The organism is Streptomyces sp. NPDC046308, assembly GCF_055588065.1.
In genome coordinates this window covers 487,420-502,653 of sequence record NZ_JBVJFB010000004.1, presented here as the reverse complement: position 1 = coordinate 502,653, position 15,234 = coordinate 487,420, and the positions used below count along the sequence as shown (strand labels likewise).

Annotated in this window: 9 protein-coding genes; 5 read left to right on the top strand and 4 right to left on the bottom strand. The window is 73.6% G+C overall.

What is annotated here, in order from left to right:
• The first annotated feature begins 157 nt into the window (after positions 1-157).
• The gene (locus ACZ6JT_RS19845) at positions 158-1,078 is read left to right on the top strand and encodes a MerR family transcriptional regulator (RefSeq protein WP_469211375.1); all 921 of its coding nucleotides are present in this window, start codon (positions 158-160) and stop codon (positions 1,076-1,078) included.
• 90 nt (positions 1,079-1,168) lie between these two features.
• On the opposite strand, the gene ACZ6JT_RS19840 is transcribed toward ACZ6JT_RS19845, so the two are convergent.
• Positions 1,169-2,002 (bottom strand): aquaporin, encoded by an 834-nt coding sequence (locus ACZ6JT_RS19840; protein WP_469211374.1) that lies wholly within the window; start codon positions 2,000-2,002, stop codon positions 1,169-1,171.
• A 132-nt stretch (positions 2,003-2,134) separates the two neighbouring features.
• On the opposite strand from ACZ6JT_RS19840, the gene ACZ6JT_RS19835 reads away from it, so the two are divergent.
• From ACZ6JT_RS19835 to ACZ6JT_RS19825, 3 genes are all read left to right on the top strand, one after another.
• Positions 2,135-2,674 carry an RNA 2'-phosphotransferase gene (locus tag ACZ6JT_RS19835; RefSeq protein ID WP_469211373.1) on the top strand — a complete coding sequence of 180 codons (540 nt, stop codon included), beginning with the start codon at positions 2,135-2,137 and terminating at the stop codon, positions 2,672-2,674.
• 176 nt (positions 2,675-2,850) lie between these two features.
• The gene (locus ACZ6JT_RS19830; protein ID WP_469211371.1) at positions 2,851-4,716 is read left to right on the top strand and encodes an HSP90 family protein; all 1,866 of its coding nucleotides are present in this window, start codon (positions 2,851-2,853) and stop codon (positions 4,714-4,716) included.
• Positions 4,713-7,772, top strand: a complete 3,060-nt coding sequence (locus ACZ6JT_RS19825) for a tetratricopeptide repeat protein (RefSeq protein WP_469211370.1) — start codon at positions 4,713-4,715, stop codon at positions 7,770-7,772. The genes ACZ6JT_RS19830 and ACZ6JT_RS19825 overlap by 4 nt, the downstream gene beginning before the upstream one ends.
• Before the next feature lie 67 nt (positions 7,773-7,839).
• On the opposite strand, the gene ACZ6JT_RS19820 is transcribed toward ACZ6JT_RS19825, so the two are convergent.
• Positions 7,840-8,745: an LLM class flavin-dependent oxidoreductase gene (locus ACZ6JT_RS19820; protein ID WP_469211368.1), complete on the bottom strand. Its 906-nt coding sequence runs from the start codon at positions 8,743-8,745 to the stop codon at positions 7,840-7,842.
• 122 nt (positions 8,746-8,867) lie between these two features.
• Between ACZ6JT_RS19820 and ACZ6JT_RS19815 the strand changes: the two genes are divergently transcribed.
• Entirely contained in the window at positions 8,868-9,737 is an 870-nt protein-coding gene (locus ACZ6JT_RS19815) for a Cof-type HAD-IIB family hydrolase (protein ID WP_469211366.1), read from the top strand.
• A 39-nt stretch (positions 9,738-9,776) separates the two neighbouring features.
• Here the strand turns inward: ACZ6JT_RS19815 and ACZ6JT_RS19810 are convergent, their stop codons facing one another.
• Entirely contained in the window at positions 9,777-11,570 is a 1,794-nt protein-coding gene (locus tag ACZ6JT_RS19810; protein WP_469211364.1) for a GAF domain-containing sensor histidine kinase, read from the bottom strand.
• Positions 11,571-11,594: 24 nt separating this feature from the next.
• Entirely contained in the window at positions 11,595-15,230 is a 3,636-nt protein-coding gene (gene cydD, locus ACZ6JT_RS19805) for a thiol reductant ABC exporter subunit CydD (RefSeq protein ID WP_469211362.1), read from the bottom strand.
• Positions 15,231-15,234 lie beyond the last annotated feature (4 nt).

Genomic DNA, 15,234 nt, shown 5'->3' with positions numbered 1-15,234 from the left:
CCCGGCACGGCCATACCCCGCTCCTTCCGGCGGTCGTACCATCCCTCGCAGGAGGGCTCGCTGCGCAGGGCGGTCGAGCACCTTGCGGCTTCACCTGCCGCCCGGGCCGCGACGGGCGGCACGGTCGGCCCAGCCGCGATGTCGTAGGGAGCCGGGATTGTCCGATCAGGCGGTAGCCGAGTACCGGATCGAGGATCTGGCGCACCACAGCGGGGCGACGGTGCGCACGATCCGGGCGTACCAGGACCGCGGGCTGCTGCCGAAGCCGGAGCGGCGCGGCCGTTCCAATGTCTACCGGGACACGCATCTGGCGCGGCTGCGCCAGATCGCGGACCTGCTCGACCGCGGCTACACCCTGGCCTCCATCAAGGAGTTGCTGGAGGCCTGGGACGCGGGACGAGGCCTGGGCGGCGTCCTGGGGCTGGTCGCCGAGGTGCACGGACCGTGGACCGACGAGGAGGCCGCCCGGATCAGCCGGGAGGAGCTGAACGAGCGGTTCGGCGGCCGGCCTGACGACGAGGCGGTGGGCGAGGCCTGCGAGCTGGGGGTCCTGGAGCGGATCCCGGGGCGCCCGGACCAGTTCCTGGTGCCCTCCCCGCAGGAGCTCGCGGTGGCCGCCGAGCTGTACGCCGCCGGGGTGCCGCTGTCGGCGATCACCGGACACCTGCGGGAACTGCGCGGGCAGGTGGAGCACATCGCCTCGCGGTTCCTGGAGTTCACCACCGAGCACGTCTTCGCGCGCTACCTCGGACAGGTGCCGCCCACGGACGCGGACGCGGCGGAGGCGGCGACGATGGTACGGCGGCTGCGCCCGCTCGCCCAGCAGACCGTGGACGCGGAGCTGGCGCGGGCGATGCGGCTGTTCGCGACCCGGCATCTGCAGCGGCACCTGGGGGCCGCGGGCACGCCCCAGCCGTCGGGGCCCTCGCCGGTGGCGCTGCCGGCCGGGACGGTACGGGCGGTGCAGGACCTGGTGGGCCCCGACCACGTGGCGGAGTTCGTCCGGGCCGCGACGGAACGGGAGCTCCAGGCCCGCACCATGAACGATCTGGCGCGCCGGGCGGAGCCCGGCCGGTAGTCCACAGGGCGGGTCATGCATTTGATGTCAAAACCCACCCAAACGGCTGTGGACAACTCCCCTTTTCCTGTGGGTAACCGAGGCCGAGCCTCAGCCGACGGGCTCGTACGCCGCCTTCGTGGGGCTCGCGCCGTCCGCCGGCCCAGTCTCGGGGACGGACGATGGCACGGCCGTCTCGACCGGCACCGGCTTCGCGGGCCGCGAGGCCCCGCTGCCGCTCTCGTTCCCGTTCCCGCTGCCGTTCCCCTTCCCGTACAGCAGGGCGGCCAGGGCGAGGCCGAGGACCCCGCCGACGAGCTGGGCGGCGACGAATCCGGGCAGCGACTCCGGGGCGATGCCGGCGAAGGAATCGCTGAAGCTGCGCCCGATGGTGCCGGCCGGGTTGGCGAAGGACCCGGAGGAGGTGAACCAGATCGCGGCGGCGATGTACGCCGCGACCGCCGCCGGGATGAGCCGGGGGCGCCCGATCCGGCCGAGGCCCTGGATCACGAGGACGAGACCGGCGGTGGCGACCACCTCGCCGATGAGCAGGTGTCCGCCGTCGCGCACTTGGGTGGAGAAGGTGCCCGGGACCCGGCCGAACATGGTCTCCGCGAGGAGGGCGCCGCCGATGGCTCCCGCGGTCTGGGCCACGGTGTAGACCAACGCCTCCCGTCCGCCGAGCCCCGCACCACCGGTGTGCCGGGCCCACCAGGAGGTGAGGGTGACCACCGGGTTGAGGTGGGCGCCGGACAGCGGCCCGAAGAGGGTGATGATCAGCCCGAGGCCGATGGCCGAGGCGAGCGAGTTGGCGATGAGGGCGACCCCGGTGTCCCGGCTGAGCTCGGCGGCCTGCAGTCCGGAGCCGATCACGACCACGAGCAGGCCGGCGGTCCCGATCAGCTCGGCGGCCGCACGGCGTGGCAGAGAGGTATGGGCTGTCATGGTTTCTCCCCCTGGGCAGAAGTGGCAGCGGAAAATATATTCCGCATCTTGGAATGGCGATAGGGGGTGTCCACCATCGGGCAGCCCCGAAATTCCCTGCCGGAAGACCGCCCGAGCGGGCACGCTGGGGCCATGGATGAAAGACGCACCGTGAAGGTGTCGAAGTACGTCTCGAAACACCTGCGGCACCAGCCGGAACGGATCGGACTGGTGCTCGATCCCCAGGGCTGGGTGGAGATCGACGATCTGCTGGGGGCCGCCGCCGCCCACGGATTCCACTTCAGCCGCGCCGAGCTCGACCACGTCGTCGCCGCCAACGACAAGCAGCGGTTCGCCGTCGAAGGCACCCGGATCCGGGCGAACCAGGGGCACACCGTCGCCGTGGACCTGGACCTTCCGAAGGCCGAACCGCCCGCGTACCTCTACCACGGCACCGTCGCCGCCGCCCTGGACGCGATCCGCGCCGAGGGCCTGCGCCCGATGGCCCGCCACCACGTGCACCTGTCCCCGGACCGGGAGACCGCGACCCGCGTCGGCGCGCGGCGCGGGCGGCCCGTCGTGCTCGCCGTGGACGCCGGTGCGATGCGTGCGGCCGGGCACGTCTTCCGGATCAGCGCCAACGGGGTGTGGCTGGTGGACGCGGTGCCGCCGCAGTTCCTGCGTTTCCAGTAGCTCCGGCAGCGCATCCGGCAGCGCTTTCACCGGCGGTTCCGGGGGCGCTCCCCCGGGCGGGAATTCACGCTGAGATTGTCGGACCATCCCCCTAATGTGTGTCCCACTCCGGGATCCGTGAGGGGGGCACCTCGCGATCACCGAACCATCCCTGCACGTACGCGAGGTGACGCCCCATGACGTCCGCACCCCACAATTTCCAGGTCGATCTGCGCGGCCTGGTGGATCTCCTCTCTCACCACCTCTACTCCAGCCCGCGCGTCTACGTCCGCGAGCTCCTGCAGAACGCCGTGGACGCGGTCACCGCCCGCCACGCCCTCGACCCGGAGGCGGAGGTCCGCATCCGGCTGTCGGCGTCCGGGGGCCGCGTGAGCATCGAGGACAGCGGCATCGGCCTGACCGCCGACGAAGCCCATTCCCTGCTCGCCACCATCGGCCGCAGCTCCAAGCGCGGCGGCGACGGCTCCATCGCCGAGCACGGCCTGGAGGCCACCCGCCGCGAGTTCCTGGGCCAGTTCGGCATCGGGCTGCTGGCGTGCTTCGTCGTGGCCCGCCAGATCCGCGTCGTCACCCGGTCCGCCCGCGACCCCGATGCCGCGCCCGTCGAATGGCTCGCCACGGACGACGGTTCGTACACCGTCCGCGAACTTCCCCACGAGGCGCGCCCGGAGCCCGGTACCACCGTCGTCCTCGAAGCCCGCCCCGGCGCCGCGGAGTGGACCGTCCCGGCGAGGGTCGAGGAACTGGCCCGCGACTACGGCTCCCTCCTGCCGTACGCCATCACCTTCGACGACGGCGAGGGCGGCGCGCCGCGCCCCGTCACCGACCGCCCCGCCGTATGGGACCGGCCCTTCCCCACCCCCGCAGCCCGCCGCGTCGCACTGGCCGGGCACTGCGCGGAGCTCTTCGGTTTCACCCCGCTCGACAGCATCGACCTCGACCTGCCGGTCGCCGGCGTGCGCGGGGTGGCGTACGTCCTTCCGGAGCCGACCAGCCCCGCCCACCGGGCCGGACACCGCGTCCACCTCAAGGGCATGCTGCTGACGGACCGGGCCGACAACCTGCTGCCGGACTGGGCCTTCTTCGTCCGCGCCGTCCTCGACACGGACACCCTGCGGCCCACCGCCTCCCGGGAGAACCTCTACGACGACGAGACCCTGGCCGCCGTACGGGAGGCGCTCGGCGCCCGCGTCCGCGGCTGGCTCGCCGAGCTCGCCGCGAGCGAACCGGACCGCCTGGCCGCCTTCCTGCGCGTCCATCACCTCGGTGTGAAGTCCATGGCCCGGCACGACTCCGAACTGCTCGGGCTGATGCTGCCGTGGCTGCCGTTCGAAACCAGCGACGGCTCGATGAGCCTGCAGGAGTTCGCGGCCGCCCACACGGACATCCACTTCACGCGCACCGTCGAGGAGTTCCGCCAGATCGCACCGATCGCCGCGGCCCACGGGCTCGGCGTCATCAACGCCGGCTACACCTACGACGCGGACCTGCTGGCCCTGCTGCCCGCCGTGCGGCCGGAGCTCAAAATCACCGAGCTGGACGCCGGAGCCGTCACCGAACGGCTGGACGCGGTACCGACCGCAGCCGAACTGGAGCTCGCCGCCTTCCTGGCCACCGCGCGCACCCGCCTGGAACCCCAGGGCTGCGACGTGGTGCTGCGCGCCTTCCAGCCCGTCGCGGTCCCCGCGCTCTACCTCGACGACCGCCAGGCCCGCCAGGAGCGCGACCGCACCGCCGCGCTGGAGAGCGCCGACTCCCTGTGGAGCGGCATCCTCGGCGCGCTGCGGGGCTCGGCGCCGCGCGCCCGGCTGGTCCTCAACCACAACAATCCGCTGATCCGGAGGATCGCCGCCCTACCCGACGAGGCGCTGACCGGCACCGCCGTCGAATCGCTGTACGGCCAGGCCCTGCTGATGTCGCAGCGGCCGCTGCGACCCGCCGACTCCACCCTGCTCAACCGGGCCTTCCTCGGACTCCTGGAATGGGCGACGCACTCCACCGATGCCCGCGATGCCCGCGATTCCCAGGAGGACCAGAAGTGACGACGCTGACGCGCGAGGAGATCGTGCGGGGTCTGGCGGAGAACCGTGAAGCGCCGAACGGCGCGGCGCGCAACGCGCACGCCGAGGCCCTGGCCGGTGCGGCCGAGGCGAACGGCGACCGCCCGCTGTTCCGCGAGGCCCTGGACAACCTGATCAACGCGTATCTCTACAGTTCCGAGTCGTCGAAGATGCTGGTGCCCTTCGCGCGGCTGCTCCAGGAGTACGACCAGGACCCGGGCGCCTTCGGCGAATGGGACGCCCACTCGCTGTTCTGGCAGTTCAAGTGGGTGGCCTCGGCCATCTCGGACTCTCCCGGGATCCCGCTGGAGTCGGCCGTCGGCTGGCTGGACGAGATGGAGCGCCGCTACAGGATCGCGGGTTACAGCGAGCGGCCCGTGCGCGAGGCCGAGCTGTGGCTCGCCCATGCCATCGGCGACGACGAGCGTGCCGAGCGGGCCTTCCGGCGCTGGCTGGCCGCGGAGCGCGACGACATGAGCGACTGCCAGGCCTGCGAGCTCAACGGCCAGGGCCAGTACGCCGTCGTGCAGGGCAATGACGCCGAGGCACTGGAGCACTGGAAGCCGGTGCTCACGGGTGATCTGGTCTGCGCCGAGGAGCCGCACCGGGTCCTGGCCACCTCGCTGCTGCCGCTGCTGCGGCTCGGCCGGACCGACGAGGCCCGTTCGAACCACGTGCGCGGCTACCGCATGGCCCGCGGCAACGACAGCCTGCTGCCGTCGGTCGGCAAGCACATCGAGTTCTGCGCGCTCACCGGCAACGAGTCGCGCGGACTGGAGATCCTGGCCGAGCACGCCGCCCATGTGGCTCCGCTCGCCAATCTCGACGACCGGCTGGCCTTCCACGGCGGCATCCTCGTGCTGCTGCGCCGTCTGGAGGAGCTCGGCCACGGCCGGCTCCCGGCCGTCCCGTACGAGGGAGCACCCCGTACGGTCTCCGAGCTGTACGAGGTGCTCCACGCGGACTGCCTGGACATCGCCCGGCAGTTCGACGCGCGCAACGGCACGACCCGGGTCTCGGACCGCTTCCTCGCGCGGGTGGGCCGGGAGCCGCTGGTGGGCGCGCTGCCGCTGGGGGTGCGCAGTGCGGAACTGCCCCGGACCGACACCGTCGGTGCCGCTGCCACCGCCGGTGCCGCTGCCGCTGGGGGCGACGGCGCCGCCGTGTCCGCGCCGGCCGCGAAGCCCGCAGGGTTCTCCGAACTCGTGGACCGGGCCCGCGCTGCCCGTGGCGTGGGCCATCCGGGTGCGGACGCCCTGTGGGCCGAGGTGGCCGTACGCGTGGAGGCGCAGCCGGAGCCCGATCCGCTGGTCCGCGCCGACCTCGCGGACCAGCAGGCCCTGTCCGCCGCGCGGCGCGGGGCGGAGGACGCTTCCCAGCTCCTCACCGCGGTCCGCGACGCCTACCGGGCGCTCGGCCGGGCGGAGCGCGCCGCACTCGCCGAGCTGCGGCTGGCGAGCGTGGCCGCGCAGTCGGGGGCGGCGCCCGCGGAGATCCGGGAGCTGCTGCGGATCGCCCTGCGGTCCGCCGAGGCCCTGGACGCCGCCGAACCGTTGCGGGCCCGGCGGATCGCGCTCGCGGAACTGTCGACAATCCGCGTGGAGTCGTACCTGCGCTCGGTCGAGGCGGCCGGATCGGACGACCAGCACGAGGACCACCACCACGGCGGGGAGGACGAACACGGTCACAGTGAGCTCGCCGCCGAGCTGACCGCCTTCGTCTCCGCCTACGGGGACGTCGCACCGGACCTGGTCGCGGACGCCGAGGAGATGCTGGGCCGGGTGGCCCTCGCGCAGGGCGACCCGGAGCGGGCCCTGCCGCTGCTGGCGGAGTCCGCCGCGCGGGCCGTCACCGCCGGCCGGCCGTGGCAGGCCGTGGACCCGCTGGTGCTGCGGGCCGGGGTGCTGATGTCGCTGGACCGGCCCGAGGAGGCGGAGGAGGCGGCGCGCTCCGGGCTGGAACACGCGGCCGAGCTGACCGACGCCGAGGCGCAGGGCGTCGTACGGCTGACCCTCGCGGACATCGTGCTGCGGCGGGGCGGACCGGCCCGGGAGGCCGCGGCGCTCGCACTGGCCGGAGCGCACTGGTTCGACCAGGCCGGTCTCACCGCGGACGGCGGGGCGCAGGCCCGGCTGCTGCTGGCCCGGGCGTACGCGCGCGAGGACCGGGCCGCCGAGGCCGCCGAGGTCCTGCAGTCGGCCCTGCCGGATCTGCTGGAGCACGGCGAGCAGCAGGCGGTGTCCGTACGGGAATTCCTGGGCGACCTGCTGCGCCGGCTGAACGAGCCCCGGCCCGCGGCGGAGCAGTACCTGCTGGCGGCGGAGCTGACCAAGGGCTGGGAGGATCCGCGCCCGCAGGCGGGCCTCGCGCAGTCGGCCGCCGACGCCCTGTCCGACGCGGGGCTGCCCGCGGAGGCGATCGCCGCCTACGAGCGCGCCCTGGAGCTGCACCGGCTGACGGGCGAGGCCCCGGTGGCCGAGGTACGGGTGCTGCGCTCCCTGGCCTGGCTGGGGCTGCGCGAAGAGGTCGACGCCACGACGGTGGAGCAGGCCCGGGGCCGGATGGACGAGGCCGCCGGGGTGCTGGAGGCGGCCCTGGCCGCGGATCCCGGTGCTCCTCAGCTGCGGTCGGAACTCGCCCAGACCTGGCACCAGCTGGCTCAGGTGCTCGACCGGCACGTCAGCACGAACGAGGAGGCCCCGCAAGACGAGGACCCGGCCGATGACGGCGACGCCGCGAGTCCGGTCGCGGCCGCCCGGTTGAGCCGTGCGGAGGCGGACGCGCTGCGCCTGGAGGAGATCGAGCTGTGGGACCGGGCCGCCCGTGCCTACGCCGAGCTCGGTCCCGATCATCTGCGGGACCGGTTCCAGTGCATGAACAACGCGGCCTGGACGGAGCAGGAGCGGGGTGACGCGAAGGCGGGCGCAGCGCGCGTCTCCGCGCTGATCGACGAGGCCCGGACGCGGCCCGAGGAGGAACTGCCCGACTGGCTCCTGCCGTCGGCGGAGCGTCTTCTCGAGCAGCTGAACGGGGCGTAGGGCCTCGGCCGTCGTCGCCGTCACCGCACCGCACCGGTCCGGAGCGGCGACGGCGACGGCGAGCGGATCAGCTGTCGAGCTGGGCCAGGGCCTCGGTGGCGATCTTCTCGAAGACGGCCTCGTCGGCGGCGAAGTCGGAGTCCGGGATCGGCGCGTGGATCACCAGCTCGGTGAAGCCGAGCTCGCGGTGTCGCCCCGCGAAGTCGACGAACGCGTCCACCGACTCCAGCACGGTGTTGGCCTCGGGCGTGAAACCGGTCAGCAGGATCTTCTCCATGGGTTCGGGGTCCCGCCCGATCTCCACGAAGGCCTTGTCGAGCCGTTCGAGCTGTCCGCGCAGGGCCTCCCGCGACTGCTCGGGGGTGCCCTCCTCGAAGAGCTTCGGGTCGCCCGTGGTCACCCAGGCCTGGCCGTGGCGGGCGGCGAGCCGCAGACCACGCGGTCCCGTCGCGGCGACCGCGAACGGCAGCCGCGGCCCCTGCACGCAGCCGGGGATGTTGCGCGCCTCCTCGGCGGAGTAGAAGGTGCCCTCGTGGCTGACCGAGCCCTCGGTCAGCAGCCGGTCCAGCAGCGGCACGAACTCGGCGAAGCGGTCGGCGCGCTCACGCGGGGACCAGGCCTCCTGGCCCAGCGCGGTCGCGTCGAAGCCGTTGCCGCCTGCTCCGATGCCGAGGGTGACGCGCCCGCCGGAGATGTCGTCCAGGGACATGAGCTCCTTGGCGAGGGTCACCGGGTGGCGGAAGTTCGGCGAGGTGACGAGCGTTCCCAGGCGCAGCCGCTCGGTGGCGGTGGCCGCCGCGGTCAGGGTGGGCATCGCACCGAACCACGGGCCGTCGCGGAAGGTCCGCCAGGACAGGTGGTCGTAGGTGTAGGCGGTGTGGAATCCGAGCTGCTCAGCCCGGAGCCACTGATCGCGGCCTCCCTCGTGCCATCGACGTACCGGAAGGATCACCGTGCTCAGACGCAGACTCATGCGTCGAGCCTACGGCGAGGCGATGTTTCACGTGAAACATCGCCTCGTGTGAAACATCGTCCGGTCCGCCAACCGGAACCGATCATGGTCCGACCGCCCCCGACCATGGGCGAAGATGGAGCGTGACCTCGGCTCCTCAGCGCCCGGACGGGCCCACCCCCACGCCCCGGCTCATCGCCACCGACCTCGACGGCACCCTGCTGCGCGACGACAAATCCGTATCGCCGCGTACCGTCGCCGCGCTCGCCGCCGCCGAGGAGGCCGGGATCGAGGTCTTCTTCGTCACCGGACGCCCGGCCCGCTGGATGGATGTGGTCAGCGATCACGTCCACGGGCACGGCCTCGCGATCTGCGCCAATGGCGCGGCGGTCGTCGACCTGCACGCCGGACGGGAGTTCGTCCAGGTGAGGTCCCTCCCGCGAGCGGCCGCGCTCGCCGTCGTCGATGCCCTGCGGATCGCCGCCCCCGGCACGTCCTTCGCGGTCGAGCTGACCACCGGCATCAACTACGAACCGGCGTACCCGCCGTTCTTCAAGGACCCGGCAGCCAGGATCGCCACGGCCGAGGAGCTGCTGCGGGAGGACACGGACGGGGGCGGCGCGCCCGTGCTGAAGCTGCTGGCGCACCACTCCGAGATCGCCCCGGACGAGTTCTTGACGCTGGCGCGGTCCGCAGCCGGCGCCTACGCGTCGATCACCCGCTCCAGCCCCACGGCCCTGCTGGAGATCAGTGGGCACGGGGTCTCCAAGGCCAGCACGCTGGCGCTGTGCTGCGCCGAGCGGGGCATTTCCCCCGCCGAGGTCGTCGCGTTCGGGGACATGCCGAACGACGTGGAGATGCTCAGCTGGGCCGGCACCTCGTACGCGATGGGCAACGCCCACCCGGACGTCATCGCGGCTGCGTCCGGCCGTACGGTCGCCAACAACGAGGACGGGGTCGCCCTCGTCATCGAGCGGATCCTGGCCGAACTCATCGCACAGCAGCAGGCCTGAGCAGCTGCTCCGAGCGCACAGGCGCCGGGCGCCGGCGCCTCAGAGCGGGGCCTCCCACACCAGGGTGGTCCCGCCGCCGTCCTCGCCGAGGCCCGGGCCGTACGAGCTCGCGCCGCCCAGCGACTCGGCCCGCCGGCGTAGATTGCGCAGCCCGCTGCGCCGGCCCCCTTCGGGAATGCCCACCCCGTCGTCGGCGACCTCCAGCCGGACACCCGGCCGGCCGTCGGCGAGCGTGGCGGTGCAGTCGAGGACCACTTCGATCCGGGACGCGTCGGCATGCCGGAAGGCATTGGACAGCGCTTCGCGCAGCGCGGCGATCAGGTTCTTGCCGACCAGCTCGTCGACGACGGTGTCGATCGGGCCGATGAAGCGGTGCGCGGGCTTGAAGCCCAGGGGCACGGCGGCCATGTTGATCTCCCTCAGCACCCGGGTGCGCAGCCCGGACGGAGCCTCCGCAGGGCCCTGCTGGAGGGCGAAGATGGCGGTGCGGATCTCCTGGATCGTCACGTCCAGTTCGTCCACGGCCTTGCCGACGCCGTCGCGGACCTCGGGAACGATGGACCGGCGCTGGGCGCCCTCCAGCATCATCCCGGTGGCGAACAGCCGCTGGATGACCAGGTCGTGCAGGTCTCGGGCGATCCTGTCCCGGTCCTCGAACACGGCCAGCCGCTCACGGTCGCGCTGCGCCTCGGCCATCATCAGGGCGAGCGCCGCCTGCGAGGCGAACTGGGTGGCCAGGGTCCGCTCGGACTCGCTGAACGGACGCTTGCCTCGTCCCCGGGGGGTGACCAGCGCGCCCAGCACCCTCCCGCCGCTGTGCAGGGGCAGCATCATGCAGGGCCCGTACTGGCTGGTCAGATTGCCGATCATGCGGGGGTCGGACGAGGCGTCGTCCACGAAGACCGGCTCGCCGCGCAACAGGCTGTCCACCACCGGGCTCTCGGCCGGGATCACCACACCGAGCGAGGTGGCCGGGTTGTCGGCCGAGACGGCGACGATCTCCATCCCGCCCTCCTCGGCCGGCAGCAGCACGATGCCCGCGGAGGAGTCGGCCAGCCGGCGGGCCTGCTCCGCCACCACCGCGAGGGCGTCGTCCGCGTCCCCGCCGGACAGGAGGGCGGTGGTGACGGCCACCGAGCCGTCGATCCAGCGCTCGCGCTGTGTGGCGGCCTCGTACAGCCGGGCGTTGCCGATGGCGATGCCGGCCTCGGTGGCCAGGACCCGGACCATGTGGAGGTCGTAGTCGTTGAACTTGCCGCCGCCGTTCTTCTCGGCGAGGTACAGATTGCCGAAGATCTCTCCCTGTACCCGGATCGGGACACCGAGGAAGGTCTTCATGGGCGGGTGGTGCGCCGGGAAGCCCGCGGAGCGCGGATCCTTCGTCAGATCGGCGAGCAGCACGGTGTCGGAATGCGAGATCAGTGCACCGAGCAGGCCCCGCTTCCCGTCGGGGCGGTGTCCGATCTTCCGGGCCAGCTCCGGGGTGATCCCGTGGGTGACGAAGTCCGAGAGCCCGCGGCCCTCCGTGTCGACGACGCCGATCGCCGCGTAGCGGGCGCCCGCGAGCTCGGCCGCGGTCTCGCAGATGCGGTCCAGCGTGGAGTGCAGTTCCAGGCCGGTCCCGACCGACCGCATCGCCTCCAGCAGCTGCGGTACCCGGGCCGTGAGCTCGGTGGACAGGCCCTGCAGGCTCCTGGTGGCGTCGGTGGCGGCCACCAGCGGGTCCGACGTCACGGACGCGGCCGGTGCGGCCGGTGCGGCCAGTGCGGCCGGCGAGGGATCCGGCAGCGGATCCGAAGAATCCGGCGGCTGTTGCGACTGCTGCGCTGACATGCTCTTGAGCCTAGTTAGTCCCCATTAGCGGGGAAAGTTGGCCGAAGTCCCGTCCGTGGCCCTTTCGCGCTCCAGCAGCCTCCGCAGCGGTCCCTCTGCCGCGGCCAGCTCCGCGTAGGCGCCGCGCTGCACGACCTCGCCGTGGTCCAGCACGATCACCTCGTCGACCGCAGCCAGGCCGGCCAGTCGGTGTGTGATCAGCACGGTGGTCCGGCCCTCGGTCGCGGCGAGCAGGTCAGCGGTCAGGGCGTCCGCCGTGGCCAGGTCCAGGTGCTCGGCAGGCTCGTCCAGCACCAGTACGGGGAAGTCCGCGAGCAGCGCCCGGGCCAGGGCCAGTCGCTGGCGCTGACCGCCCGAGATCCGCTCGCCGTGCTCGCCGACCAGGGTGTCCAGGCCGTCCGGAAGTCCGTCGGCCCACTCCAGCAGCCGGGCCGCGGCCAGGGCGTCGCGCAGCTGCTCCTCGCTCGCCCCGGTCCGGGCCAGGCGCAGGTTCTCCCGCACCGAGCTGTCGAAGATGTGGGCGTCCTGGGCGCACAGGCCCACGAGCGCGCGGACGTCGTCTCCGTCGAGGGTGCGCGCGTCGGTCCCGCCCAGGGTGTACGCGCCCTCGCGCGGATCCAGGAAGCGCAGCATGACCTGGGCCAGCGTGGTCTTTCCGGAGCCCGAGGGGCCGACGACGGCGATGCGGCGGCCGGCCTCCAGGGTCAGGTCCAGCCCGTGCAGGGCATCCCGGTCCTGGCCGGGGTGGCGGGCGGCGAGCCCCGTCAGCCGCAGCGGGAAGGGCGAAGCCGGGGCTGCGGCGGGCTGCTCCGGCTCGGCGACCGGGACCGGTGCGTCGATGACCTCGTAGACCCGCTCGGCGCTGCGGCGCACCCGCTGGCGGTACTGGACGGCGAGCGGCAGCCCGTTCACCGCCTCGAAGGCGGCGAGGGGCGTCAGGACCGCGACGGCCATGGCCACCCCGGACAGCCGCCCGTCGTGGACGGCGTTCGCGGCGAGGGCCGCGGCGGCCACCACGGTGAGCCCGCACACGAGGGCGGAAAGCCCGCCGCCCAGCCCGCTCGCGGCCGCGCCCCGCGCCGCGATGCGCGTCAGCACACCGTCGCTCTCACGCGCCCGGCCCTTGCGGTCCTCCAGCGCACCGGCCACGGTCAGCTCCGCGGTGCCGGTGAGGAGATCGGCCACCCGGGTGGCGAGCTCGCCCCGGGCGGGCGCGAGCCTGCGCTCCGCCCGGCGGGCGCAGGCCCCGCTGACCAGCGGCACACCGACGCCGGCGGCGAGCAGCCCGGTGGCGAGCACGGCTCCCGCCTCGGGAAGCAGCCAGGTGGTGAAGGCGACCGAACCGGTCCCGACGAGCAGCGCGGTGCCCACCGGCAGCAGCCAGCGCAGCCAGTAGTCCTGGAGGGCGTCGGCGTCGGCCACCAACCGGGCCAGCAGGTCCCCGCGCCGGTGCTCGCGCAGCCCGGCGGGCGCGATGCGCTCCAGCCGCCGGTAGACGGACACCCGCAGGTCGGCCAGCATCCGCAGCACGGCGTCGTGGGAGACGAGCCGTTCCGCGTACCGGAAGACGGCGCGGCCCATTCCGAAGGCCCGGGTGGCCGTGACGGCCACCATCAGATAGAGCACGGGCGGCTGTTCGGAGGCCCGTGAGATCAGCCAGCCGGACACGGCCATCAGGCCGACGCTGCATCCCACGGCCAGCGCCCCGAGCAGCAGCCCGAGCCTGAACCGTCCGCGCCAGGCCTTGGCCACGGCCCGCACCCGGCGCAGCGGATCGGCCCCACGCGCGTCGGTCCCGCCGCCCGCCCGCACCCGCTCGGGCGCGGCGCCGAGGATCCACTCCCCGGCGTCGGTGCCGCTGTCGCCGGGGGACTGGGCACGGCTCCCGGCACGGGAAGCGCCCGGCTGGGGGAGCGGCCCCGCGGAGTCGGGCCCCTCGGGAAGAGCACCGTCGAGGCGGGTCCCCTCTGCGAGAGCCCCCTCGACATGGCGTCCGTCGGCGAGGAGCTGGGCGGGCCCGCCCGCCGCCATCGGAACCACCCGGTCCGCGACCGCGAGCAGCGCCGGCCGGTGCACGACCAGCAGGACGGTCCGCCCCGCGGACAGCCGCCGGACCGCGTCCACGATTCCCGCCTCGGTCTCACCGTCCAGGGCCGCCGTCGGCTCGTCCAGCAGCAGCACGGGCCGGTCCGCGAGGAAGGCACGCGCCAGGGCCAGCCGCTGCCGCTGCCCGGCGGACAGTCCCACGCCGCCCTCGCCGAGCAGGGTCTGCGCCCCGCGCGGCAGCGCGGTCACGAAGTCCCAGGCCCCGGCGTCCTTCAGGGCCTCGTCCACGTCGCTGTCGCAGGCTCCGGGGCGGGCCAGCCGGACGTTCTCGGCGATCGTCCCCGCGAACAGGTGCGGCCGCTGCGGCACCCAGGCGACCTGCTCCCGCCAGTGCGCCGGCGACAGCTCGGCCAGGTCCACGCCGGCGATCCGCACCCGCCCGGCGGTCGGCGTCACGAACCCCAGCAGTACCTGGAGCAGGGTGGACTTGCCCGCGCCGCTCGGACCGGTGAGGGCCACGCACTCCCCCGGCGCGACGGTCAGCGAGACCGGCCCGGGAGAGTCCTCGCCCCGGCCCTCGTAGCGGACGGCGACCCCGTCGATCTCGATCCGCAGGGGGGCGCCGCCGGGCAGTGCGGCCGTCCCCGCCGGACCGGTGGCGGGGGCCTCCAGGATTTCGAAGATCTCCTCCGCGGCCGCCAGTCCTTCCGCGGCCGCGTGGTACTGCGCCCCCACCTGCCGCAGCGGCAGGTACGCCTCGGGCGCCAGGATCAGGATGACCAGGCCGGTGTAGAGGTCCAGTTCACCGTGGACCAGTCGCATGCCGATGGTCACGGCGACCAGGGCCACCGACAGGGTCGCCAGCAGTTCCAGCGCGAAGGAGGAGAGGAAGGCGATGCGCAGGGTCCGCATCGTCGCGCGCCGGTAGTCGTCCGTGATCTTTCGGATCGACTCGGCCTGCGCCTTGGCCCGGCCGAAGACCTTCAGCGTGGGCAGACCGGCCACCACGTCGAGGAAGTGGCCCGACAGTCGGGACAGCAGCCGCCACTGGCGGTCCATCCGGGACTGGGTGGCCATGCCGATGAGCACCATGAACACGGGGATCAGGGGGAGCGTGACCACGATGATGGCCGCCGACACCCAGTCCTCGGTGACGATGCGAGCCAGCACCGCCACCGGCACGACCACCGCGAGACCCAGCTGGGGCAGGTAGCGGGAGAAGTAGTCGTCGAGCGCGTCTACACCCCGGGTGGCCAGCGACACCAGCGATCCGGTCTTCTGGCCGGTGAGCCCGCCGGGGCCGAGGTCCGAGGCCCGGTCCAGCAGTCGGCCCCGCAGCTCCGACTTGACCGCCGCGCTGGCGCGGTGCGCGGCCAGCTCCGTCAGCCAGGCGATCAGGCCGCGTCCGAGCGCCACCGCCGCGAGCAGCAGCAGCGGCGTCCGGAGCGCTTCGCCGCCCAGGCCCTCCTCGAAGGCTCCGACCACGATCTCGGCGATCAGCATCGCCTGACCGACGACCAGCCCCGCCCCGACGAGCCCCAGGGCCACGACCGCGCCCAGGAAGAGGCGGGTCGAGCGGGCGTACCGAAGCAGGCGCGGGTCGATCGGTTTCACGTGA

Coding starts and splice junctions, on each gene's coding strand:
- ACZ6JT_RS19840 (WP_469211374.1), bottom strand. CDS start 2,002: ATGACAGCCCATACCTCTCTGCCACGCCGTGCGGCCGCCGAGCTGATC.
- ACZ6JT_RS19835 (WP_469211373.1), top strand. CDS start 2,135: ATGGATGAAAGACGCACCGTGAAGGTGTCGAAGTACGTCTCGAAACAC.
- ACZ6JT_RS19830 (WP_469211371.1), top strand. CDS start 2,851: ATGACGTCCGCACCCCACAATTTCCAGGTCGATCTGCGCGGCCTGGTG.
- ACZ6JT_RS19820 (WP_469211368.1), bottom strand. CDS start 8,745: ATGAGTCTGCGTCTGAGCACGGTGATCCTTCCGGTACGTCGATGGCAC.
- ACZ6JT_RS19810 (WP_469211364.1), bottom strand. CDS start 11,570: ATGTCAGCGCAGCAGTCGCAACAGCCGCCGGATTCTTCGGATCCGCTG.